We start from the raw sequence: 23200 nt of genomic DNA, 5'->3' as shown, positions 1-23200 counted from the left end.
GGATGACGGCGCGCGCAGGCGACGAACCCGGTAAGGGCATATAACAGGAGAACGAAACGTGCTTAAGCAAGCTAAAATGGGAATTATTGCCGCTCTTGTCGCTGTATGCGGTGCCCTTCCAGCCCATGCTGAGGAAATCCGCATGGGAGCCGAAGGTGCCTATGCGCCCTTCAATTATCTGGACCCGAGCGGGCAGCTCAAAGGCTTTGATATCGACGTCGGCAATGCGATCTGTGAAAAACTGAAAGCTGATTGCGTATGGAGCGCCAACGAGTGGAGCGGGATTATTCCGGCGCTTCAGTCAAAGAAGTTCGACATCATGGCTTCTTCGATGGCTATTACTGAATCGCGTATGCAGCAGGTCAGCTTCTCCGATCCGTATTACTACAACACCATGCGGTTTGTCGCTTTGAAGGAGCTTGGCCTGAAGGATGTGACGCCTGAAAGTGCCAAGGGCAAGGTCATAGGCACCCAGACAGGCTCCATCGCCGTCGATGCTTTGCAGCGCTTTTTCCCGGATAATGAGGTGAAGCTCTATCCGACACTGGAAGAAGCCTTCCTGGATATCGAGAACGGCCGCATTGACCTCTTGCTGGAATCCAAATTCGCGCTCAGCGACTGGATTAAGAAGGGTGCGGATTGCTGCGAATTTGTCGGCAACGAGTTCCTTCTAGATGGAACCCTGGGTGCTGGAATGGCATTCCGCAAGGATGACGAAGAACTGCGCATGCGCGTCAACAAGGCGCTTGCGGAGATCATCCAGGACGGTAGCTACGACAAGATCAGTGCCAAGTACTTTGATTTTGACATCAGGGAAAAGCCGAAATTCGCGAGCGAAATCTTCGCGAAGTAGTTCGCTCCACCCTCACATACAGAGTGCCTGATTTGAGACACCACATCAGATCAGGTGCTCACTGCGTGTGGCATAGTCAGGCCTCAGCCATTTCGTTTCGACCAACACAGAGTGGTCTTCGCCGACAAAAGAAAGGTCGATCCGTGTCCTATCGTGTTGCGATCATCGAACTCATCAATGAAAGTAATACCTTCACGCAAAATCGCACGAGCATCAGCGATTTTCGGGCGTCGCATTACTTCAAGGGCGATGAGATTCCAGCCAATTTCCGAGGTACAGGCTCTGAGGTCGGTGGCGCGATAAAGGTCGCGGATGAAAAGGGCTGGACGCCTGTTTATATCACCGCAGCCCATGCGGAGCCGAACGGACCGGTGCTTGAAACTGCGCGTCAGGAAATCACCGGCGAGTGCTTGCGGCGGCTAAAGGAAGCCGGACCTTTTGACGGCATATTTGTTGCCCTGCATGGTGCCATGGTGACGGAGACCGATCAGGATGGCGACAGCCAGTTCCTGCGGGAGATCCGGTCCGTGGTCGGATACGATGTTCCGATCGCCATCACCCTAGACCTTCACGCGAATATTTTTGATGAACTGGCTGATCTGGCGCAGATCGCCGTTTCATTCCGGACTTATCCTCATATCGATATGAGTGAGGTCGGAGTTGAGGCCTGTTCGTTGCTGGATCAAGCGATGAAAGGGGAAATCGAACCTGCGCTGGCCATTGGGCGCCCACCAATGCTTCTCGGTTGTGATGATGGTCGCACGACAGATAACGGTCCGATGTGCCGCCTGCTCGAAAGTGCAGGCCGTGAGATGCAACAACCGGGAATCCTGAATGTGGCGGTCAATGCCGGGTTTACCGATGCTGATGTCTGGGCGGCCGGGCCGAGTGTGATCGTGACCTTCGATCGTAAATGCGTTAGCCGACAAACCGCTTGCGATGTCGCGGACAAGATGTGCGATGAAATCTGGGCCTATAAGGATCAGTGGTCGCAGCCGATGCCTCTCGATGGATGTATTCGGCAATTGAAGGAGGTTCGGGGTGCTGAAGGTACGATTGTCGTCGCTGATTTCTCCGACAATCCCGGTTCGGGGGCCTATAGCGATTGCACTGCGCTCATTGCGGCGATGCTTCAGGCGGGTGTGACCAATGCCGCTGCAGGCGCGCTTCTCGATCCTGAAGCGGTGGCAGAGATTGCAGCCAAGGCGATAGGCGAGACTGTTACGGTGACGATTGGCGGCAAATCCGATCCATCTGTTGGTGGCGGTCCTTTGACTGTGACAGGCCGTGTCATGTCGGTCAGCGACGGTACCTTCGTCTTTGAAGGGCCGATGTTTACAGGTTTGCCTGGAACGACCGGAAAAGCCGTGTGCCTGCGTGTGGAGGGGATCGATATTATGATCGTGTCGGAACGCATGCAGATGCTCGATCAGAACATTTTCCGTATCGTCGGCATCGAGCCGAAGGAAAAATCCGTTCTGGCGGTCAAATCAATGCAGCATTTCAAAGGGGCGTTCGGCCCGATTGCAACACAGATTATTGTTACCGATGCTGGTGGTCTGAGCTCACCGGACCTGTCGAAACGGATCTACGCTCGCCTGCGGCGTCCGGTTTTCCCCCTGGACACACTGTCGGATCAGCATCAGTAAGAGTGCTGACGAAACTATTGGACTTTTGACAGCGAACAGGGAATTTAATTCGGTCGAGGGGAACAATTAGGATGACGTTTCGTCACCATGGAACTCCTGGACCAGATTGATCATTTGTACTCACGGATGGAGTGTCCGATGCACGCAGCGCCAATCTTCGCCGGGTTAAAAATCGAGGCGGCTGAAATACGGGTCATACGTTTGCCGCTGCTCGTGCCTTTCGTGATTTCCACCGGAACAATGACCGAAAAGATCATTCCGATCCTCACCCTGCGGGCTGAAGGCCTGGAAGGTTATGCTGAAGGCGTGATGGATCCGTTGCCGGATTATCTGGAGGAGACCATCTCCGGTTCGCTCTCTTTCCTGCGCGACGTCCTGCTGCCACAAATCGTTGGGAAACGCTTCGCCGGTCCGGCGGATCTTTCCGCAATTCTTGATCCGTGGCGCGGGCACAGAATGAGCAAGGCCATGGTCGAAATGGCCGTGTGGGACCTGTGGGCGAAAGCACTGAACCTGCCATTGAGCGTTGCGCTTGGTGGCGTTCGCGATGCTATCGATGTGGGTGTCAGCCTTGGCATTGCCGATATTCCAACGACGATTGACCGGGTCGCGGCCTCGCTCGATGCCGGTTACAAGCGCGTTAAGCTGAAGATCAAGCGCGGTCATGATCTCGCAATGATTCAGGCGGTGCGCGAGCGTTTCCCGGAAGCCAAGCTGACGGTTGATGCCAATACAGACTACCGGCTTTCCGACTTGCCGCTTCTGAAAGCGATGGATGCTTTTGCACTCGATTATATCGAACAGCCGCTGGCTTTCGATGACATTACCGATCATGTCCATGTGCAGGAAAAGCTGCTGACTGCCATCTGCCTGGATGAGAGCATCCGGTCTTCGGTGGATGCGCGCAAGGCGCTTGTCGCAAGAGCTTGCCGTGTCATTAATATCAAAGTGGGTCGCGTCGGTGGACATAGTGCATCACGCGCAATTCACGATGTCTGCGCAGCCTTTGATGTGCCTGTATGGTGCGGTGGGATGCTTGAAGCAGGCATTGGTCGGGCGCACAATATTCACCTGTCCACACTGCCAAATTTCACCAAGCCGGGGGACACATCGTCCGCCAGCCGCTACTTCCCGCGCGATATTGTCAACGAGCCGCTGGAAGCCGAAAATGGGCGAATGGCCGTTCCCAAGAACGGTCCGGGTATCGGTGTGACCTTGGATCATGCATTTCTCGATACGGTCACCAGCCATCGCGAGGATTTCGTCGCATGAGCGAAATATTGGTCCGCGAGCTCGCCTCTCTCGACGAGATGAAGGATTCGGAGACTGTTCAGCGGCTGGTGTGGGGAGACGACGATCCTGTCGATGCCTCAGACCTATTGCTCGCCATCCAACACGAAGGCGGCCTTGTCGCCGGAGCGTTCGATGGCGGGAAGATGATAGGCTTCATCTTTGGTTTCCCAAGTGCAACGCCGGGTGTTCAGCATTCTCACCGTCTGGCGGTTCTCCCGGAAGCAAGAGGCTTGAAACTTGGCGCGCGGATGAAGTGGTTCCAGCGCGATTGGTGCCTTGCGAGAGGCATTACGCATGTGCGCTGGACCTATGATCCGATCCGGGCGGTCAATGCCAGTCTGAACATTGCGAGCCTCGGGGCCACATCGTCCACTTATCATATCGACTATTACGGCCCTATGGTCGGCATCAATTCTGGGTTGCCTTCGGACCGGATCGTGGCTGACTGGCAATTGGACGATCTGCGTGTAGAAGCTCGATCTCGAGGCCAGAAACTTGAGTTTCCCGCAGATGCTCGACGCGTGAAAATACCGGGCGATATCGATCACCTGCTTGCAGTTGATCCGGCAGCGGCAATGAATGCAAGGTTGTCGCTTCGCGAACAGCTGCTGACTGCCTTCGACGAAGGTAAGCGTATTGTTGGCTTCGACCCGCAGGCCACGACGTATTTATTGGTTTAAAGCCGATAGCTGAAATTACAAGCAAGCCGGATGCGCTATCCATTCGTTGGTACAGCCGTTTGACCATCAATCGGGCATCTGTGCTGTCAGTCGGCGAGCACTGCTTCATGTTGTTTCAGCCGGGTTCTTCGGTTCGCTAGACCGCAGGCCTGGTTAAGCAACCGTAAATGACCTTGACCGCGTAGACAGTGATCGTTCACAAGATGACGGATCAATAGCAGCTCTCGGAGTTTCTCCAAGAGCGTCTGGCCAAGGCTAATGGAAATAATCATGCATGAAATCATCTGCCCGCATTGCAACAAGGCATTCAAGATCGATGAGACGGGCTATGCCGATATCCTGAAGCAGGTGCGTGACAGTGATTTCGAGAAGCAGCTGTATGAGCGCTTGGAGTTGGCTGATCAGGACAAGCGTAACGCTGTTGAGCTTGCTCAGGCTAAAGTTGCCAATGAATTGCAGAAGACTGCCGCAGCCAAGGATTCTGAAATCCAGGAACTGAGGGCAAGACTTGAATCCGGTGAAGTCGCGCAGAAACTCGCAGTTGCTGAGGCGTTGAGTGCTGTCGAAAAACAACGCGATACTCTTTTGCATGAGCTTGAGAAAGCAAGACGGGAGCAGGAGGCTGCATCAAAACTGGCCGAGGCGAAGCTTATTGCCGAACTACAGAAAGCAGCCACCACTAAAGACGCGGAGATCCAGAGCCTGAAGGCCAGGCTCGATGCAGGGGAGCTTTCGCAGAAGCTCGCGGTCACCGAAGCCGTCAATACGGTTGAGAAAGAGCGTGACGAACTGAAGAATGGGCTTGCTCGGATCACGCTCGAAAAACAGCTTGCTGAAACTGCACTCAGGGACAAGTACGAAACGCAGCTGAAGGATCGCAACGACGCAATCGAGCGTCTGAGGGATATGAAAGCGAAACTATCGACAAAAATGATCGGCGAGACGCTGGAACAGCACTGCTCAATCGAGTTTGACCGCATTCGTGCGACCGCTTTCCCCCGTGCGTATTTTGAGAAGGATAACGACGCGCGCAACGGTAGCAAGGGCGACTTCATCTTCCGCGACATGGACGATGCAGGTTCTGAAATCGTCTCGATCATGTTCGAGATGAAGAACGAAAATGACGAGACGGCTACCAAGAAGAAGAACGAAGATTTTTTCAAAGAATTAGACAAGGACCGGAGCGCGAAAGGCTGTGAATACGCTGTTCTGGTCTCGTTGCTTGAGCCCGAGAATGAGCTCTACAACACCGGGATCATTGACGTATCCCACCGCTATCCGAAAATGTACGTCGTCCGACCGCAGTTTTTCATCCCGATCATCACGCTGCTGCGCAATGCGGCGATGAACTCGCTCCACTACAAGAATGAGCTGGCACTGGTGAAGGCGCAAAATGTCGACATAACAAACTTCGAATCCCAGCTTGATGACTTTAAAGCCGCATTCGGGCGCAACTGGCGTCTGGCTTCAGATGGCTTTGAGGAAGCAGTCAAACGCATCGACGAGGCCATCAAGGATCTGGAGAAAACGAAGGAAGCGCTTCACAAGTCGGCCAACAACTTGCGGCTTGCAAACGACAAGGCAGAGGACCTGACGGTAAAGCGGCTCACGCGCGGTAACCCAACGATGGCTATCAAGTTTGCCGAACTCAAGCAGAACGGCATGCCCGATAATGAATGAGCAAATAAGCAGATTTTGGTGAACTCACGGCTATTCTCCCATAGCGTCAACCGATGCGTAACCACCATCCGGTGTCGGGAAAGTGGCAGAGTTATGCCGCTATGGCCGGGCGCGCTTCGGCGAGAAGTTCGATCGTTTTGAGCCGATGGCTTCCTTCGGAAACCGGGCAGTCGATGATAAACTCAGCGATGCCAAACTCACGGTGCAGGCGTTGAAGCTCAATGTGAACGTGGATGGCCGTGCCACGGATCACACGTGGCGTGCGCTCTTCAATCGTGTATTGCGTGGCGCCTGCCTGCCTTACATATTCGAGCGCTTGTTCGTGGCTGCCGACGTTGACCGGCTGCAAACCTTCGGCTGAAACACGGAAGCGCCGAATATCAACAGCAAGCCTCTCTGCCTCGGCATCGCTTTCCGCAACGATTACGCCGACAGCTAAAATGGCAGGACGGTTTGTGATTGCCTGATAGGCGTCAACGGCTTCCTTTATGGCTGTCGGGTCACCCTGAATATGACCGGCATAGACGAAGTCCCAGTTGAGACGTGCGGCAAGCTCAGCACTTTCGACGCTCGCACCCAGCAGGAAACGTTCAGGTTTTTGTGGCGGAACCGGATAAGCGGCAAGGCCGTTCCGGTCGGCGGTATTTTCCGGGCTTTGGTCGAGAAATTTATCTAACTCAATCAGTTGCTCATTGAAGGATGGTTTCCGATCAGGGTCATAGGCGCCCTGCAAGGCACGGGTTGAAAGCGGCAGTCCCCCAGGGGCTTTGCCCACACCCAGATCGACACGTCCGGGCGCAAGTGAAGACAGGAGATTGAAATTTTCTGCGACCTTGTAGGTGCTGTAATGCTGCAGCATAACGCCGCCTGAACCAATTCGGATATGTTTGGTATGTGCCAGCAAAAAGCTGATCAACACTTCCGGTGATGAACTGGCGAGCTCTGGTGAGTTGTGATGTTCAGCCACCCAGAAGCGATGAAAACCTGCGGTTTCTGCTTTCTGCGCAAGCTTGATCGTGCGGGCCAGTGCCGTTTGAACTGCTTCGCCGTCATGAATGGGACTTTTATCGAGAAAACTGAGCGCGTAGGGCATTTCATCCTCATCAACAATTTGATGAGGAGTAATCTATGTTTTTTGTAGAATATTAATCGAGCAACGATCTTCCAATATTTGCACGCTCATTAAACGTTCATGCCGTGCAAACGTGCAAGCAAAGAGGCACCGTTAAGGGAAGATACTGTTCGACGGCGGCTTTTTGCTCCCACTCAACAAAGTCGGGCAGCATTTGTTCAGCGGAGGCTTTCCATGGTTGATATTATTGTCCAGTCCTCTCTTTTGAATCCGGCAGCGCAGCCCCTTATCGATGGCCTGGCTCACGAATATGATCTTCGTTATGCCGATCTGGACCGATCCGGTGGCGCGCGCGCAGAAATTCTGCGTTACCCCACGGACGCATTTGCGCCGCCGCTTGGCGGATTCCTGTTGCTTCAACGCGATGGGGAAACCATTGCCGGTGGCGCCTATATGAGCCACGACGATGAAACCGTGGAGCTCAAACGTATCTGGACCGCGTCGCATTTGCGCAGGCAGGGGCTGGCGCGCCGCATTGTGCTGGCGCTCGAAGAAAGTGCGGGCAATCTGGGCTATACGCGCGCTTATCTGTCTACGGGCTTCCGCCAACCAGAAGCAACTGCGCTCTACATCGCACTCGGCTATCGTCCGCTTTTCGATACATCCGTCGATGTTCTGCAATATCGCTCACTGCCCTTTGAAAAGCACATTGGCACCAAATTGGGCCAGCAGATCTCCTCGCCACTTTATCCAGCATCTGCCTCCTTCGAAGAAGCAACCCAGCGTGTGCAGGAGCGCAAGGCGGTGCAGGAAGCAAACATTCTGGCGCGGCTTCAAAGCTATCGCGAAGCCGCTGCATGAGCAGGGAAACAAACCATGCCCCTTTCACACATTGGACATTTTGCCTTCCTCATTCCTGGCAGTCATCGCGAAAATGATCCCGCGCAGGGTTTGGAGGACACATTGCAGCTTTTCGAGCATGGAGAGCGGCTGGGATACGACAGTGCATGGGTGCGGCAGCGCCATCTGGAGCGCGGTATTTCATCCGCGGCCACCTTTCTCGCAGCAGCTTCGCAGCGGACGAAACGGATTGGTCTAGGCACCGCGGTTATTCAGCTTGGCTATGAAAATCCGTTTCGTCTGGCTGAGGATCTGGCGACGGTCGATCTGCTTTCGAATGGCAGGCTGAATGTTGGTGTTTCAGTCGGCGAACCGCCCTTCGCTCATCTGATCGCGGACTTTGTCGATGCCGTTCCAATTGCAGATTACAGTCACTCACGGGCTGAAAAGCTGGCGCGTGCCCTACGTTCAGAGCCACTGTCCGGCAAGACGGAGGCAGGCAATGCCGCTGGTGCCCAAATCCCGCGTTTGAGACCGTTTGCGGAAGGGCTGACCGAACGCCTGTGGTATGGCGGGGGTTCGCAAAATTCTGCCAAATGGGCGGGACAAGCCGGCTTTAATCTTTTGACTGGAAATATTGTCAGCGGTGAAAACACCGACAGTTTTCTGACTGCGCAGAAAGCATTGATTGAACGTTTCCGTCAGGAATGGGCGCATGAACGTGCGCCGCGCGTCGCACTTGGGCGTGTAATATTGCCTACAGATGGCGCCAGCCCGGACGCGCGTCGTCGTTATGCGGAATTTGCGGCTGAACGTGATAAGCGGACGGGGCTTTCTCATGGTCCACGCCGCACGCTGTTCTTGCCTGATATTGTCGGGACGACGGAAGAAATTCTCGAAAAGCTGGCAGTCGACCCGGTTCTGCCGCTTGTGTCTGAATTCCGCCTGGAGCTGCCCTATGAATTTCACGCAGAGGATTATGCACAAATCCTCACGGACTTTGGGCGGCTGCTTCCCGCATCTGGCACAAGGAAACCGGAACTCAGTGTCGTTCGGGCAGGTTAGCCCTCCGATCAATTCACTTACGATTGGAATAAAGTCATGAAACAAATCTCAAGATCTGTTTCTGAGTATGTTTCGAGATGATTCTAATGAACCAACATTGTAAGTAATTTGGGTCTTTCAGCGTAACTGCTGCGAGCATTAATCAGTGGCACATAGTGACACCGCCGCACATCTACTTCCGTTTTAGAGGCGGGTTCTAATTTTCTACAAAATCAGTCGATTATAGAAATGGCATTCTCGGCCAATTTGCCGAGCGCTGCTACCGTATGGCAGATTGATAAATCTGGAGCAATAAACAGAGATGGGATCAACGGTAACATATCTCCGCGAGAATATTCCGCAATATGTTGAAGAGCCTGAAGATATCGAGGTTTCTCCTGGCGAACTTAAAGCAGCCATGAGACAGCTTGCAGGTGGCGTGAGTGTTGTCACGGCGGGTTTCAATGAAGGGCGCACCGGGGCGACTGTGACGTCAGCCACAGCGCTTTCGGTTGAGCCGCCAACGATTATCGTAAATATCAATCGCGGTTCATCGGTCTGGTCGGCGATTAGTCGCCATAACCATTTCTGCGTGAATGTGCTGTCCTCCGGCCATCAGTCCATTGCCGATCGTTTTGCTGGCAAGGGTGGCATCAAGGGCGTTGAACGTTACGCGGATGCTGAATGGTATGCACTAGAAAGCGGTGCGCTGGCACTTGCTGGCGCATTGGCTTCCGTTGATTGCGCCGTGGAAGACGTGATCGAACGCCATACACATGCAATCGTGATCGGTCGCGTTCTGAAAATCGTTACGGGTTCCGGTGAACCGCTTCTGTATCACAATGGCGGCTATCGCCTTCTGGACGCTATATCAGGCGCTTAACTGCGCCCAAGCGGGCGCAGAGCGGTCGTCTTCCAACCCACCGTTGCGGGTAAACTGTTCCAGCGTCATCCTATCGAGAACGCCTGCTATTGCTTCGCGCACCAGCAGCATGGAACGACGTACCTGACAGGCGCGATGATCCACGCAGTCGTTGCACGGCTCGTACGCTGTGCGGCTGGCGCAACGGATTGGTGCCAGTGGTCCGTCGAGAACACGGACGACCTGACCAATGGTAATTTCCGACGCAGGCTTGGAAAGGCTATAACCGCCACCGGGACCTTTCTTCGACCGTAGAATGCCGTCATTGCGCAATTCCAGCAGGATTGCGTCGAGAAATTTCTTGGAGATATTGTTCTGGGTGGCAATATCGGCGACGAACGCACTTTCTCCCGGTTCAAGTGCGGCGAGATGAGCCAGAGCCTTCAGACCGTATTTGCCCTTCTTCGTAAGCATAACCACTCCGCCGATGTTTCGCCGGAATGCTTTTGCATGAAATCGAGAGAATTAATAGCTTACGGTGGCTGGCCGAGTGTCGCAGTATAGTGGCTGTTTTAACCGATTTCGCGCGATGCGGTCGGTGTATGATAATAAAGCGGGAAAATTAGACCGTAGGGAATGGTCACGATATCGGCCATCTGATCGTCGGTCGGGCGATCGTCATTCATATCCTCGGAGTCCCGGCAATCGGCTTGGATGTCGGCTTCCGACAATACAAAGATAATCGCGCTCCAAAGCAGAAACGGGAGCAGGGCGATGATGATATAGGTATAGCTCGTATCCATGTTTGAATGGTGGGCCACCAAACATTCTTCCTCAAGGAACAGACGTCTCAAAATCCACCTCTTTTCAGTCAGATTTTTCTTTTGAGCTTGTCACTGACAAGAATGAATGACGTCATAACCACGCTATCTAATTGACTCTATGGCATATTCTGTATTGTGCCGTTTTAAGCTGCATTGCAATTTTAAAGTATATAAAAATTATAGAATTACTTTTCTTATCGGCAGGCCAAGGGGTGCTTACGCTGCTCCCCATGGAAAACGTCTAGCTGCTCGGTGCGAATGCAGCACGACCGGAAACTGCAAGATGGACGCATGGCGTCGAACTCTTCCTTGGAGAAAAGACATGAGTGAACGAAAACAAATCACGTTTGGCGTCATGCTGCAGGGGGCTGGCGGCCATATGAACGCATGGAAGCATCCAAGTGGACCCGTCGATGCAAGCACCAATTTCGAGTTCTTCGTCAATGCCGCGCGTAAGGCAGAGGCGGCGGGGATCGCCTTTGCCTTTGTTGCTGACGGACTTTACGTCAATGAACAGTCGATACCGCATTTCCTCAATCGCTTCGAACCGATCTCGATCCTTTCGGCACTCGCTGCTTCCACCTCAAAAATTGGTTTGGTAGGTACGGTATCGACGTCCTACAGCGACCCCTTCACCATCGCGCGCCAGTTCGCTTCGCTGGATCTTATTTCTGGCGGACGCGCCGGATGGAATGCTGTCACCTCCCCACTCGAAGGGTCAGGCCGTAATTACGGGCGCCCGCATCCGGAACACGAACTACGCTATGAAATCGCGGACGAATATCTCGACGTCATCAAAGGACTCTGGGATTCCTGGGATGACAATGCCTTCGTCCGCGATCGCGAAAACGGCGTCTATGTCGATAAAAACAAGCTACGTCGCATTAATCACAAAGGGCGCTTTTTCAATGTCGAAGGACCGCTAAATATCAGCCGTTCCAGACAGGGGCAGCCAGTGGTGTTTCAGGCCGGATCGTCGGATTCGGGCATCCGGCTTGCCGGTAAACATGCCGATGCAGTGTTCACGAACGGTGCCAAGATTGAGGACGTGCGATCTTTCTACAGACAGGTCAAACAAAGTGCCGTTGCGCAGGGGCGCAGTTCTTCCGATGTAGGAATTTTCCCGGGTATTGGCCCGATTGTCGGGCGGACGCAGGAGGAAGCCGACGCGAAGTATCAGGCGATCCGTAATCTGGTGTCGGTCGAAGAGGCGCTGCTTTATCTCGGTCGCTTCTTCGATCATCACGATTTCAGCATCTATCCGCTCGACGAGCCTTTCCCTGAACTCGGCGAAATCGGCAAGAACAGTTTCCGCGCCACGACAGATCGCATCAAGAAGACGGCAAGGGAAACCGGCGCCACATTACGCGAGATCGCACTCGACGTCGCGACACCACGCACTGCCTTTATTGGAACGGCGGAGGCCATTGCCAATGAACTCATCGATTGGGTGGAAAGCGAAGCCGCCGATGGTTTCATTCTCGGCTTTCCCGTCATTGCGGAAGGTCTCGATGATTTCATCCAACACGTACTGCCGATCCTGGAAGAGCGTGGCTATTTCAACCCGGAACTGAGCGGTGAAACGCTGCGCGATCATCTGGGGCTGCCGTTCCGCGAAAGCCGTTATTCGTCGGCGGTAGATCAACCGGTAAACAAGGCCGCACGGGCCTGAGGAGCCGGTTTCATGGATGTTACCTCCCGATCCCGCAACAGGCTTGATGCCGCGAGAGAAGGCATTGCCGCGCATCTCGATGAATTCATAGCGCTTCGTCATGACATTCATCAGCATCCGGAGCTTGCCTTCAACGAGCATCGCACGAGCCGCCTCATTGCTTCAAAACTCGCCTCCTGGGGCTATGACGTTACGACGGGAGTTGCGGGAACCGGCGTGGTTGCAACCTTGGTGCGGGGGGAAGGTCAGCGCCGTCTCGCGATCCGGGCAGATATGGACGCTCTACCGATAGAAGAGGCAACGGGACTTCCCTATGCCAGCCGAAACAAAGGTGTAATGCACGCTTGCGGCCATGACGGGCACACGACGATCCTGCTCGCGGCTGCGCGATATCTGGCCAAGGAGGGGAATTTCAGCGGTACGCTCGATCTTGTTTTCCAACCGGCAGAAGAAATCGGTGCCGGAGCACGCAAGATGATAAGCGAAGGGCTTTTCGAGCGGTTTCCCGCCGATGCGGTGTTCGGATTGCACAACTGGCCGGGTGTCAGTGCAGGACGTTTCGGCTTTGTCGCGGGACCGGCTATGGCATCTGTAGACAAGGCTGTCATCAGGATCGTCGGCAAGGGTGGTCACGGGGCGGAACCGCACAATGCTGTCGATCCTATTGTCGCCGCTGCGTCTCTCGTTACCGCCTTGCAGAGCATCGTTTCGCGCAATGTCGATCCACGTGAAATGGCGGTCGTCACGGTCGGTTCCATTCATGGCGGTGAAGCTTCGAACGTCATTCCTGGTTCGGTGGAACTGCAACTGACGATCCGTTCCTACAGCGAAGAGGTGCGGCGCGGATTGCAGATACGCATCCCGGCGCTTGCTCGCGCTCAGGCTGAAAGTTTTGGTGCCGTTGCGGAAGTCGACTATAGGTTGGGCTTTCCTTCTGTCATCAATCCGGTTGAGGAAACCGCATTCGCCCGCAAGGTTGCAGTCGACGCCTTCGGCGATGGTGCCCTAGACAGCGCATTTGCGCCACGCACTGCCAGCGAGGATTTTGCTTTCATGCTGCAGGCAAAGCCCGGCAGCTATCTCTTCGTCGGTAACGGCGATAGCGCGCCACTGCACAGCGCCGAATACAACTTCAACGATCAGATCATCGCGCCAGCTGCCCTCTATTGGGTGCAGCTTGCCGAAGCCTTTCTCAACGAAAACAGATGGTGATGATGATGAGCGATATCTTTCTGTACACCAGTTCTCTTGATCCACGTGCGAAGCCGCTCATCGATGAGCTTCTGTATGAATATGACAGTCGTTACGGCACATATTTCAACGCGGAAGGTGCGGCGGCAGAAATGAACCACTATCCGCCCGAGGCGTTTGCGCCACCCAGCGGTAATTTTGTGCTGTTGATCCGGGACGGTGAAACCATCGGCGGCGGTGCCTTTAAGGCTTTTGATGCGCGTACTGCGGAGTTCAAGCGCATCTGGACGCGGTCGGATCTGCGGCGACAGGGGCTGGCGCGCAAGCTTCTCGTGGAACTGGAAGAACAGGCGGCAAGACAGGGCTATTCCCGCATCTATCTGACGACCGGCTTCCGCCAGCCTGAAGCCGTCGGTCTCTATCTCCACAACGGCTATACGGCGCTTTTCGACACAGGTGCGGATCCTGAAATTTACAAGACGCTGCCTTTTGAAAAGGAGATCGGCCATCTGGCCGCTCCGCTTGGGCGCGGCAACGATCATCACATCACGGACCGACAACATATCGCCAGCCAGTGAACATCATCACAGAGCTGAAGGCCAAGGAATGACCAGATGGCAGTAACGACAGAATTCTCAAACGTGCAGATTGCAATCCGCCCCGTGGAGCGCAAGCAGGACTATTCGCGCTACAGGATCGTTCCGGCAAAGCATCCAGCACGCTTTGTGGGTAGTGTGTTCGCGGCCCTCGTGATCGGGCTTGTGCTCTATTCGATCTTTACCAATCCGCAGTGGGGCTGGAACGTTTTTGCTGAATGGTTCTTTGCCGAACCGGTGCTCGTTGGCCTCGGGCGGACGCTGCTGCTGACAGCACTCGCGGCTGTATCAGGTTCTATTCTCGGCACGCTGCTGGCCTTAGCCCGTGTATCGAGGTCGCCGCTGCTTTCAGGCCTTTCCTGGGGTTATATATGGTTGTTGCGTTCCATACCGCTGATCGTATTGCTGCTTATCCTGAACAATCTCGGTTACCTCTATGCGAACATCACGCTGAGTGTGCCTTTCACAGATCGCGTATTGTTCGATTACCCGACGGTACAATTGCTGACACCGTTTGCAGCTGCCTTTCTCGGCCTGACCCTCAACCAGTCAGCCTTCTTCGCCGAAATCGTACGCGGCGGCATTCTCTCCGTCGATCAGGGTCAACATGAAGCTGCTGCCGCGCTTGGCCTGCCGCGCAACCGTCAAGCCTTGCGAATTGTTCTGCCACAGGCCATGCGTTCTATCCTTCCGACGGGTTTCAACGAGATCATCGGTCTCGCCAAGGGCACTTCCATGGTCTACGTGCTCGCCTTGCCGGAGCTGTTCTACACAGTTCAGGTGATCTACCGGCGCAATCTGGAAGTCATTCCGCTGCTGATGGTCGCGACGGTCTGGTATCTGGTCATCATGACCGTGCTTTCGGTGGCACAGTATTATATCGAGCGATATTTCGCCAAGGGCGCGGTTCGCAATCCGGTTCCCCTGCCATTCCAGGCATTCTTCAATCGCTACAAGCGCTCCTTGCCGCTGACCTCGGAGTTGTCGGGACAAGTGCATAAGACGGTTCCGGTCGCGGGTTTCCGCGATGTCGGCACAGTGGCTGCGGGCGCACCTATTCATATCCACGATATTTCCAAGCGCTTCGGCACGAACACGGTGCTGCACCATGTGGACCTGTCCCTTCCGGCAGGCAGTGTGACGGCAATTCTCGGCCCGTCCGGCTCCGGTAAGTCCACGCTGCTGCGCTCGATCAATCATCTGGAGCGTGTGGATGCAGGCTTCATTTCCGTTGATGGCGCGCTGGTCGGTTATCGTCAGGACGGAGACACGCTCTATGAGTTGAAGGAAAAGGACATTCTCAAACGCCGTGCCGATATCGCGATGGTGTTCCAGAACTTCAATCTCTTTCCGCACATGACGGTTCTTGAAAACATCATCGAAGCGCCGATCCAGGTACGCGGTCTTGCGCGGGATGCAGCGGTCCGATTGGCGCTCGATCTGCTCGCCCGTGTCGGCCTCAGTGACAAGGTTGAAGCCTATCCGCGTCAATTGTCCGGAGGACAGCAGCAGCGCGTGGCGATAGCGCGGGCATTGGCGCTTCGTCCGAAGGTCATCCTGTTCGACGAACCGACTTCGGCGCTTGATCCGGAACTGGTCGGTGAGGTGCTCGACGTCATCAAGGAACTTGCCCGTACTGGCACCACCCTTGTGATCGTCACTCACGAGACCGGCTTTGCGCGTGAAGTTGCCGACACGGTTGTCTTTATGGAAGCCGGGCAGATCGTAGAGGCCGGTCCGCCATCCCGCATTTTCAACGACGCGCAGCATCCGCGCACACGTGAATTTCTGGCCAAGGTTCTTTGAACCGGTGCTGGAAGAACCGACACAACAAGGAGACGGGAAATGACATTTATCAGAAAAGCGAGCTACTGGACCGCCGGAGTTATCGCTATTGGGTTGCTTGGTTCCGGTGCCGCACGCAGCGAGGGGAAATTCGATCTCAGCCCGGAACAGCCGAACCGGCTGCGCGTCGAGAAGATCGCCAAGCGTGTCGAGGAGATCAAGGACTTCAAGTTCGTCAAGGACGGCGTTCTGACTATCGGCATCAGCACCAGCGGTCATCTGCCACTGCATGACTATGCGTCGGATTCCAAGACCGTCATCGGTTACGATGTCGATCTGGCGCAGATCATCGCCGATAGTCTGGGCCTCCAGCTGGAATTGGTTTCTGTCGCATGGGCTGACTGGCCGCTGGGGCTTTCCTCTGGCAAGTTCGATGCAGTGATTTCGAATGTGACGGTGACGGAAGAACGTAAGGAGAAATTCGATTTCTCCACCTATCGCAAGGATGAGCTTGGCTTCTATGTGAAATCCGACAGCGAGATCGGCGAGATCAAGTCTCCGAAAGATATTGCCGGTCTCAAGGTCATCACAGATGCGGGCACCAATCAGGAAAAAATCCTGCTGGAATGGGACCGCCAGAACGTAGCTGCCGGTCTGAAAGCCGTTGAGGTGCAGTATTACGATGATGATGCGGTCAAGGATCTCGCCGTCCAGAGCGGACGCGCCGACGCCGTTTTCAGCGTGAATGCGACGCAAGCTTACTCTGCAGGCATTAACGGCAAGACGAAGCTGGTCGGCACTGTGAGCGGGGGCTGGCCGATTACGGCTGAAATTGCCGTCACGACGCGCAAGAGAAGTGGCCTTGCCCAGCCGCTGACCGATGTCCTGAATGATTTGATCGCAAGCGGGGCATATCAGAAGGTTCTGGAAACCTGGAATCTTGGACCGGAAGCAATCACCGAAGCCAAAACCAACCCGCAGGGACTGCCGAAGAGCGGCTCGTGAGTTGAAAGGTGAGGGGCGGGTCGGTTTGAGGGGACGCGAACTGACCCGCATATTTCTGTGATACTGGAGAAAATTTACATGAGAGCAGGAGCTCTGTTGATCGCGGCCCTTGCATGGGTGACATTTCCGGTTCTGACGGCCGTGGCAGGGGACGGTTTCGACCTTTCTCCGGAGCAACCGGGTCGTATTCATACGAAGAAGAATGAGACGGCGGCCACAGTCATTCCCGCTGGCTTCAAATTCGTTGCGCCGGGTAAATTTACCGTGGCCGTGGCTCCCGGTGGCCCGCCTCTGGCGACTTATGCCACTGATGCACGAACGGTCGTCGGCGCCGATCCGGAATATGCTTCTGCGATCGCTGAAAGTCTGGGCCTGCAGCTGGAGCTCGTTCCGGTGGCGTGGATCGACTGGCCGCTGGGGCTGGCTTCCGGCAAGTATGATGCCGTCATTTCAAACGTTGGCGTTACCGAGGAACGCAAGGAAAAATTCGACTTTTCGACTTATCGGCAGGGCCTGCACGGGTTCTTCGTCAAGTCGGACAGTCCAGTCACCTCCATTAAGGGACCGAAGGATGCTGCGGGTTTGCGCATCATTGTAGGTGCGGGGACAAATCAGGAGCGCATTCTCGTCAAATGGAGTGAGGAAAACGTTGCCGCCGGTCTGAAACCGATTGAATTGCAATATTACGACGATGAGGCCGCAAGCCTGCTTGCGCTCCGGTCAGGACGGGCCGACGTGATCGTGCAGCCACATGCGCAGCTCGTTTTCATTGCAGCGCGTGACAAGAATATCAAGCGGGTCGGAACATTGAGCGCAGGTTGGCCGGATCGTTCCGATGTCGCGATCACAACCCGCAAGGGGAGCGGTCTGGCCGATGCACTGACGGTAGCTACCAATGGTCTGATCGAGGATGGAACCTATGCCAGAATTCTCGAGCGCTGGCAGCTGGAGGAAGAAGCGCTGCCCCGCTCCGAAACAAACCCGCCGGGACTGCCGAAGTTCAACTGAACCGGACATTATTTCCCCGCAACTGAAGGATCGAAGGTGCCAAAAACTATCGAATATTTCTTCTCCATCGGATCGCCGTGGTCATATCTCGGGCTGGATACGCTGGAGGAGTTGTCCTCAAGACATCTGGTTGAAATCAAGCCTCATCTGGCGACTGTCATCGAGGAGAATGGCGGAATATTCGCCAGAAACCGTCCCGATGCGCGTCGTGCCTATGGCACGCGTGATCTGAAACGATGGGCGAAGTTTCGTGGTAAACCTTTGCTGGTGGAAAATCGCCCGGCACTCGGCGACCCGACGTCTGCTTCCTTTTTGGTGATCGCCGCCTATCTTGACGGCGAGAACTGGTTGCAGCTGGTGCGGGCGCTGCAACATGCCTTTTGGGAAGAAGCGAAGGATATAGGGCAACCGAATGTCCGCCGCGCGGTGGCTGACGCCGCAGGCTTCAACGGGGCCTATCTCCTGTCACGGGAGCAGGACGAGGACGTCCTGCGAAAATGGCGAAATGATCGCGAGATTGCCGTCGAAAAGGGCGTGTTCGGATTTCCAACCTACATCTATGAAGATGAAGTTTATTGGGGACAGGACAATCTGGGCTTCCTGTCGAGCCATCTGCGCGGCGAGATACCTTAGGTGCATAGCAGGATTCTAGAAAGCCGCGTTCGGATGCTTTGCCCGGCTTGGTGTCGGCGAGCCTTTAACACTTTGGATTTCTGTTTGTCGTGTTGTTGGGTGATTTCTTATTGTATTTGTTCCAAATCAATGAACTCTCTGTCTGATCGGATAATTTCCAACCGAAAGACATGCTCGCAAATAATAGCAGAGCAAATGCAGGTTGGACGTGAAAATAGCATTATTGGGCCGTGTGGTCGCTCCAGCTTTCCGACTGCCGGAACAGGGTTTTCCAAGTGTCAGTCAGCCATTTTCATTTTTACTAGAAGCCGCCAGGGTCGTCGCGTTGGCGGCGATGGTTCTGGCGCTCTGCTGGCAGACCACAGCATCCGCCGCTGATCTGGAAAAATACCTTCCGAAGGTTGAGGCAAGCGCTCTCTTCAAAGAGGCCGATGCTATCGGCAAGCCGCAGGGCGAGCCGCCAATCGCACCACTGATGAAGCGGGGCGAGGTGATCGGTTATGCTTATTTGAATTCTGACTTCACCAGTTCCATCGGTTATTCCGGCAAACCCATCCATATCGTCGTCGGCATTGATACCAAAGGCGTCATACGCGGCATAAAACTGGTCGACCACAAAGAGCCGATCGTGCTGATCGGCATTCCCGAAGCCAAGGTTGTGGCTGCGCTGAACTCGCTGGTCGACAGTGACATGAGTGCTGTCGCGGCTGGCCAGAACAAGCCTCCGCAGGTGGAAATCGTCAGCGGTGCCACGGTTACTGTGCTCGTCATGGGAGACAGTGTCGTTCGCTCGGCCGTTGGGCTTGTCCGCAGTGGGCGTCTTGGCAACGCGCCTGTGCAGGTCGCCGCAGCTGATGCGCAGCGCACGGTTGATCTGGAGATCCGCGACGAGCAGGACTGGCAGGCACTGATCGGTGACGGTTCGGTCCGCAGCCTGAAACTGTCGATTGGTAACGTTACACAGGCATTCCGTGACGCCAAACATGATCGTGCCGCCGACAATCCCGAAACAACCAACCCTGAAGACGAATTCATCGAGCTTTATGTTGCGCCAGTCTCAGTGCCGTCGATCGGTATCAGCCTGCTTGGCAAGGATGGCTTCGAACGCTTGCAAAAGCGGCTGAAGCCAGGACGTCAGGCGATCCTGGTTGCGGGCGACGGAGCCTATTCTTTCAAAGGCTCCGGATATGTGCGCGGCGGTATCTTTGACCGCATCGAGTTGATGCAGGACGGGCAGGGCGTACGTTTCCGCGACAAGAACCATACCCGTATCGGCGATATCATGGCCGAAGGCGCACCGCGTCTGCGCGAGATAGCACTGTTCGAGGTGCCTGACGGGTTTGCCTTCGACGTGACGGAACCGTGGGATTTGCAGCTTCTGGTACAGCGCGGTTTCGGTGCGCGGGACAAGGCCAATATCAGTTACGATCTCGGCTACAGTTTGCCGGAAAAATATCTGGCGAAGCAGCCGGAACCAGCTCCCGCGCAGCCTGCAGCAACGACTGCAGATGCACCGCGTCAGCCGCAACCGGTCGGCGAAGCCAATGCGGCCGACATTCTGGGCGAGGGCAATCCGCTCTGGGTCCGGATGTGGGAGATGAATCGTGCCAATGTGGTCATCACCGCTTTTGCCATCACGGTTCTTGTCGGCATCTTCTTCTTCCAGAACAGTCTGGTCAGGCATCCGCGCTTCTTCACCTGGCTGCGGCGCAGCTATCTTCTGTTCATCCTTGTCTGGCTCGGTTTCTACAACAATGCACAATTGTCGGTCGTCAACGTCCTGACCTTCACCAACTCCCTGATTACCGGCTTTAACTGGGAATTCTTCCTGACATCGCCGCTGATCTTCATTCTGTGGGCATCGGTGGCGGCGGGGCTGCTGTTCTGGGGGCGTGGACCCTTCTGCGGCTGGCTGTGCCCGTTTGGCGCCCTGCAGGAGCTTACCAACAATCTCGCCCAATGGCTGAAGGTGCCGCAGGTCAAGCTTCCATGGGGACTGCACGAACGCCTCTGGCCTCTCAAGTACATGATCTTCCTCGGCCTGTTTGGATTGTCGCTCTATTCGGTCGCACTGGCGGAAGTGTTCGCGGAAGTCGAGCCGTTCAAGACCTCGATAATTCTCAAATTCGCACGTGAGTGGCCGTTCGTCATTTATGCGCTGACACTTCTGACTGCAGGCCTGTTCATCGAGCGCTTCTACTGCCGTTATATGTGCCCGCTCGGCGCGGCTCTCGCCATCCCCGGGCGCATCCGCATGTTCGAATGGCTGAAACGTTGGCCGGAATGCGGTTCGCCCTGCCACCGTTGTGCCAAGGAATGCCCGGTCGAGGCGATCCATCCGGAGGGGCAGATCAACGTCAATGAATGCATCTACTGCATGCATTGTCAGGAACTCTATCACGACGACCAACGCTGCCCGCACATGATCCAGGTGCGCGTGAAGCGTGAAAAATTCGCAGCCCGCAATGCCCCCCTCGCAGCGGCTGCCGAACGTGGCGGTGGACCGGCCAGACCCGTCATCTCAGTCAAAGGAAAGCCGGTTGAAGGCATTGCCGATACCGGTCCTGCTGTCTGACTTTTCTAAAGGAGAGAAGCATGTCTGAAGAAACCAAAAAAACGCAGCTTAGTCGAAGACAGCTGCTCGGCTCGTCAGCCTTTGTGGCTGCTGCCGGTGCAGGCGGTCTTGGTGGAGCGCTGTTTGCAGGTTCAACCGAACCGGCAATAGCTGCTGCCGGCGGTGCTGGCCACAGTGCAGAGGTGAAGCCTGGAGAACTGGACGAATATTACGTCTTCTTTTCCAGCGGTCAGAGCGGTGAGGTCCGTATTGTCGGCTTGCCGTCGATGCGCGAACTGATGCGCATTCCGGTGTTCAATCGCGATAGCGCGACCGGCTGGGGCCAGACAAATGAAAGCCTTAAGGTGCTGACCGAAGGCCTTCTGCCGCAGGACCAAGAGTTCCTCAAAGATCGCGGGGGCATTTTCCTGAATGGTGACTTGCACCACCCGCACCCGTCCTTCACGGAAGGCACCTATGACGGACGCTATCTCTACGCCAACGACAAGGCCAATACGCGTGTCTGCCGCATCCGTCTTGATGTGATGAAATGCGACAAGATCATTCAGCTCCCGAACCAGCACACCGTGCATGGCTTGCGCGTGCAGAAATATCCGAAAACCGGATATGTCTTCTGCAACGGTGAAGATCGCGCGCCGATCCCGAACGACGGCAGCAATCTGACCGATACCAAGCAATATCACGCGATCTTCACGGCCGTTGACGGCGAGACCATGAAGGTTGCCTGGCAGATCATGGTCGATGGCAATCTCGACAATGTCGACTGCGATTATCAGGGCAAATATGCTTTTGCCACCTGCTACAATTCGGAAGAGGGTACGACGCTCGCCGAAATGATGTCGAGCGAGCAGGACTGGATCGTCATCTTCAACCTGAAGCGTATCGAAGAAGCGGTTGCCAAGGGTGATTTCAAGGAAATCAACGGTGTGCCGGTCATCGATGGACGTCACGGTTCCAAATATACGCGTTACATTCCTGTGCCGAACAGCCCGCATGGCATCAACACTGCGCCAGACGGTATCCATGTGGTTGCCAACGGCAAGCTCTCGCCGACCGTTACCGTGTTCGACGTTCGCAAGTTCGATGAGCTTTTCGACGACAAGATCAAGCCCCGCGATGCAGTCGTTGCGGAACCTGAACTCGGACTTGGGCCATTGCATACGGCTTATGATGGCAAGGGCAACGCCTATACAACGCTCTTCATCGACAGCCAGATCTGCAAATGGAATATCGAGGACGCCAAGCGAGCCTTCAAGGGTGAAAAGGTCGATCCGATCCGTCAGAAACTCGATGTGCATTATCAGCCCGGTCACAATCACACTTCCATGGGGCAAACCAAGGAAGCCGACGGTCAGTGGCTGATTTCGCTCAACAAGTTCTCCAAGGATCGCTATCTCAATGTCGGCCCACTCAAGCCGGAAAATGACCAGCTCATCGATATTTCCGGTGAGAAGATGATGATTGTCCATGACGGGCCAAGTTTTGCTGAGCCGCACGATGCAACGATTGTTCATCGTTCCAAGATCAATCCCGTCAACTTCTGGAGCCGTGAGGATCCATTCTTCGCCGATGCTGTCACTCAGGCGAAAGCCGATGGCCTCGACCTGATGGACGCGAATGAGGTGATCCGGGATGGCAATAAGGTGCGCGTTTATATGACGTCTGCCGCGCCAGCCTTCGGTCTAACCGAGTTCACCGTCCAGCAGGGCGATGAGGTGACGGTGTATGTCACCAATATCGACGAGATCGAAGATCTTACGCACGGCTTCGCCATCATCAATTACGGGGTCAACATGGAGATCGGGCCACAGGCGACCGCGTCTGTCACCTTCACGGCCAACAAGCCGGGCGTGTGGTGGTATTACTGCTCGTGGTTCTGCCACGCCATGCACATGGAAATGAAGGGCCGGATGCTCGTGGAACCGAAGAAGGCCTGAC

20 protein-coding genes are annotated in these 23200 nt (G+C 55.1%); 17 read left to right on the top strand and 3 right to left on the bottom strand.

Annotation, left to right across the window (positions count from 1 at the left end; genetic code table 11):
- Nucleotides 1-58 precede the first annotated feature (58 nt).
- The 5 genes from OANT_RS22520 to OANT_RS22500 all read left to right on the top strand — a co-directional run bounded on the left by OANT_RS22520 (nucleotide 59) and on the right by OANT_RS22500 (nucleotide 6155).
- Entirely contained in the window at nucleotides 59-853 is a 795-nt protein-coding gene (locus OANT_RS22520; protein ID WP_012093648.1) for an ABC transporter substrate-binding protein, read from the top strand.
- Between the two features lie 143 nt (nucleotides 854-996).
- Nucleotides 997-2502, top strand: coding sequence for a M81 family metallopeptidase (locus OANT_RS22515; RefSeq protein ID WP_040128528.1), 1506 nt, complete (start codon nucleotides 997-999; stop codon nucleotides 2500-2502).
- 138 nt (nucleotides 2503-2640) lie between these two features.
- Entirely contained in the window at nucleotides 2641-3774 is a 1134-nt protein-coding gene (menC, locus tag OANT_RS22510; RefSeq protein ID WP_012093646.1) for an o-succinylbenzoate synthase, read from the top strand.
- On the top strand, nucleotides 3771-4475 hold the full coding sequence (locus OANT_RS22505) for a GNAT family N-acetyltransferase (RefSeq protein ID WP_012093645.1): 705 nt from the start codon (nucleotides 3771-3773) through the stop codon (nucleotides 4473-4475). The genes menC and OANT_RS22505 overlap by 4 nt, the downstream gene beginning before the upstream one ends.
- A gap of 270 nt (nucleotides 4476-4745) precedes the next feature.
- The gene (locus OANT_RS22500) at nucleotides 4746-6155 is read left to right on the top strand and encodes a DUF2130 domain-containing protein (protein WP_040128532.1); all 1410 of its coding nucleotides are present in this window, start codon (nucleotides 4746-4748) and stop codon (nucleotides 6153-6155) included.
- 91 nt (nucleotides 6156-6246) lie between these two features.
- Here the strand turns inward: OANT_RS22500 and OANT_RS22495 are convergent, their stop codons facing one another.
- Complete coding sequence (locus tag OANT_RS22495; RefSeq protein ID WP_012093643.1) at nucleotides 6247-7248, bottom strand: LLM class flavin-dependent oxidoreductase; 1002 nt, start codon at nucleotides 7246-7248, stop codon at nucleotides 6247-6249.
- 213 nt (nucleotides 7249-7461) lie between these two features.
- Here OANT_RS22495 and OANT_RS22490 point away from each other — a divergent pair, with 213 nt between their 5' ends.
- The 3 genes from OANT_RS22490 to OANT_RS22480 all read left to right on the top strand — a co-directional run bounded on the left by OANT_RS22490 (nucleotide 7462) and on the right by OANT_RS22480 (nucleotide 9994).
- Nucleotides 7462-8088: a GNAT family N-acetyltransferase gene (locus OANT_RS22490; RefSeq protein ID WP_012093642.1), complete on the top strand. Its 627-nt coding sequence runs from the start codon at nucleotides 7462-7464 to the stop codon at nucleotides 8086-8088.
- Between the two features lie 15 nt (nucleotides 8089-8103).
- Complete coding sequence (locus OANT_RS22485; protein ID WP_012093641.1) at nucleotides 8104-9132, top strand: LLM class flavin-dependent oxidoreductase; 1029 nt, start codon at nucleotides 8104-8106, stop codon at nucleotides 9130-9132.
- A 301-nt stretch (nucleotides 9133-9433) separates the two neighbouring features.
- Nucleotides 9434-9994 (top strand): flavin reductase family protein, encoded by a 561-nt coding sequence (locus OANT_RS22480; RefSeq protein ID WP_012093640.1) that lies wholly within the window; start codon nucleotides 9434-9436, stop codon nucleotides 9992-9994.
- Here OANT_RS22480 and OANT_RS22475 read toward each other — a convergent pair.
- Both OANT_RS22475 and OANT_RS22470 read right to left on the bottom strand, forming a co-directional pair.
- The gene (locus tag OANT_RS22475) at nucleotides 9983-10447 is read right to left on the bottom strand and encodes an RrF2 family transcriptional regulator (RefSeq protein ID WP_012093639.1); all 465 of its coding nucleotides are present in this window, start codon (nucleotides 10445-10447) and stop codon (nucleotides 9983-9985) included. The genes OANT_RS22480 and OANT_RS22475 overlap by 12 nt on opposite strands.
- Nucleotides 10448-10545: 98 nt before the next feature.
- Nucleotides 10546-10794 (bottom strand): hypothetical protein, encoded by a 249-nt coding sequence (locus OANT_RS22470; RefSeq protein WP_010660641.1) that lies wholly within the window; start codon nucleotides 10792-10794, stop codon nucleotides 10546-10548.
- Nucleotides 10795-11119: 325 nt separating this feature from the next.
- Between OANT_RS22470 and OANT_RS22465 the strand changes: the two genes are divergently transcribed.
- The 9 genes from OANT_RS22465 to nosZ all read left to right on the top strand — a co-directional run bounded on the left by OANT_RS22465 (nucleotide 11120) and on the right by nosZ (nucleotide 23199).
- Nucleotides 11120-12469 carry an LLM class flavin-dependent oxidoreductase gene (locus OANT_RS22465; RefSeq protein ID WP_012093638.1) on the top strand — a complete coding sequence of 450 codons (1350 nt, stop codon included), beginning with the start codon at nucleotides 11120-11122 and terminating at the stop codon, nucleotides 12467-12469.
- Between the two features lie 12 nt (nucleotides 12470-12481).
- Complete coding sequence (locus tag OANT_RS22460) at nucleotides 12482-13681, top strand: M20 aminoacylase family protein (RefSeq protein ID WP_012093637.1); 1200 nt, start codon at nucleotides 12482-12484, stop codon at nucleotides 13679-13681.
- Between the two features lie 5 nt (nucleotides 13682-13686).
- The gene (locus OANT_RS22455; protein WP_012093636.1) at nucleotides 13687-14238 is read left to right on the top strand and encodes a GNAT family N-acetyltransferase; all 552 of its coding nucleotides are present in this window, start codon (nucleotides 13687-13689) and stop codon (nucleotides 14236-14238) included.
- A gap of 36 nt (nucleotides 14239-14274) precedes the next feature.
- Nucleotides 14275-16062 (top strand): amino acid ABC transporter permease/ATP-binding protein, encoded by a 1788-nt coding sequence (locus OANT_RS27365; protein WP_012093635.1) that lies wholly within the window; start codon nucleotides 14275-14277, stop codon nucleotides 16060-16062.
- A gap of 39 nt (nucleotides 16063-16101) precedes the next feature.
- On the top strand, nucleotides 16102-17046 hold the full coding sequence (locus OANT_RS22440) for an ABC transporter substrate-binding protein (protein WP_012093634.1): 945 nt from the start codon (nucleotides 16102-16104) through the stop codon (nucleotides 17044-17046).
- A gap of 78 nt (nucleotides 17047-17124) precedes the next feature.
- A complete protein-coding gene (locus OANT_RS22435) occupies nucleotides 17125-18054 on the top strand; it encodes an ABC transporter substrate-binding protein (protein WP_012093633.1) in 930 nt (309 codons plus the stop codon).
- Between the two features lie 36 nt (nucleotides 18055-18090).
- On the top strand, nucleotides 18091-18687 hold the full coding sequence (locus OANT_RS22430; RefSeq protein ID WP_012093632.1) for a 2-hydroxychromene-2-carboxylate isomerase: 597 nt from the start codon (nucleotides 18091-18093) through the stop codon (nucleotides 18685-18687).
- A 334-nt stretch (nucleotides 18688-19021) separates the two neighbouring features.
- Nucleotides 19022-21262, top strand: coding sequence for a regulatory protein NosR (locus OANT_RS22425; RefSeq protein ID WP_040128535.1), 2241 nt, complete (start codon nucleotides 19022-19024; stop codon nucleotides 21260-21262).
- A gap of 20 nt (nucleotides 21263-21282) precedes the next feature.
- Nucleotides 21283-23199 carry a TAT-dependent nitrous-oxide reductase gene (gene nosZ, locus OANT_RS22420; protein ID WP_012093630.1) on the top strand — a complete coding sequence of 639 codons (1917 nt, stop codon included), beginning with the start codon at nucleotides 21283-21285 and terminating at the stop codon, nucleotides 23197-23199.
- The last annotated feature ends 1 nt before the right edge of the window (nucleotide 23200 follow it).

This window comes from Brucella anthropi ATCC 49188 (genome assembly GCF_000017405.1).
Classification (GTDB): domain Bacteria; phylum Pseudomonadota; class Alphaproteobacteria; order Rhizobiales; family Rhizobiaceae; genus Brucella; species Brucella anthropi.
This window is presented reverse-complemented; position numbering and strand designations above follow the sequence as displayed.

Excerpts from the sequence above, each read along its gene's own strand:
- menC (WP_012093646.1), top strand. The coding sequence starts at position 2,641 with ATGCACGCAGCGCCAATCTTCGCCGGGTTAAAAATCGAGGCGGCTGAA.
- OANT_RS22505 (WP_012093645.1), top strand. The coding sequence starts at position 3,771 with ATGAGCGAAATATTGGTCCGCGAGCTCGCCTCTCTCGACGAGATGAAG.
- OANT_RS22500 (WP_040128532.1), top strand. The coding sequence starts at position 4,746 with ATGCATGAAATCATCTGCCCGCATTGCAACAAGGCATTCAAGATCGAT.
- OANT_RS22495 (WP_012093643.1), bottom strand. The coding sequence starts at position 7,248 with ATGCCCTACGCGCTCAGTTTTCTCGATAAAAGTCCCATTCATGACGGC.
- OANT_RS22490 (WP_012093642.1), top strand. The coding sequence starts at position 7,462 with ATGGTTGATATTATTGTCCAGTCCTCTCTTTTGAATCCGGCAGCGCAG.
- OANT_RS22485 (WP_012093641.1), top strand. The coding sequence starts at position 8,104 with ATGCCCCTTTCACACATTGGACATTTTGCCTTCCTCATTCCTGGCAGT.
- OANT_RS22480 (WP_012093640.1), top strand. The coding sequence starts at position 9,434 with ATGGGATCAACGGTAACATATCTCCGCGAGAATATTCCGCAATATGTT.
- OANT_RS22475 (WP_012093639.1), bottom strand. The coding sequence starts at position 10,447 with ATGCTTACGAAGAAGGGCAAATACGGTCTGAAGGCTCTGGCTCATCTC.
- OANT_RS22465 (WP_012093638.1), top strand. The coding sequence starts at position 11,120 with ATGAGTGAACGAAAACAAATCACGTTTGGCGTCATGCTGCAGGGGGCT.
- OANT_RS22460 (WP_012093637.1), top strand. The coding sequence starts at position 12,482 with ATGGATGTTACCTCCCGATCCCGCAACAGGCTTGATGCCGCGAGAGAA.
- OANT_RS22455 (WP_012093636.1), top strand. The coding sequence starts at position 13,687 with ATGAGCGATATCTTTCTGTACACCAGTTCTCTTGATCCACGTGCGAAG.
- OANT_RS27365 (WP_012093635.1), top strand. The coding sequence starts at position 14,275 with ATGGCAGTAACGACAGAATTCTCAAACGTGCAGATTGCAATCCGCCCC.
- OANT_RS22440 (WP_012093634.1), top strand. The coding sequence starts at position 16,102 with ATGACATTTATCAGAAAAGCGAGCTACTGGACCGCCGGAGTTATCGCT.
- OANT_RS22435 (WP_012093633.1), top strand. The coding sequence starts at position 17,125 with ATGAGAGCAGGAGCTCTGTTGATCGCGGCCCTTGCATGGGTGACATTT.
- OANT_RS22425 (WP_040128535.1), top strand. The coding sequence starts at position 19,022 with ATGGTTCTGGCGCTCTGCTGGCAGACCACAGCATCCGCCGCTGATCTG.
- nosZ (WP_012093630.1), top strand. The coding sequence starts at position 21,283 with ATGTCTGAAGAAACCAAAAAAACGCAGCTTAGTCGAAGACAGCTGCTC.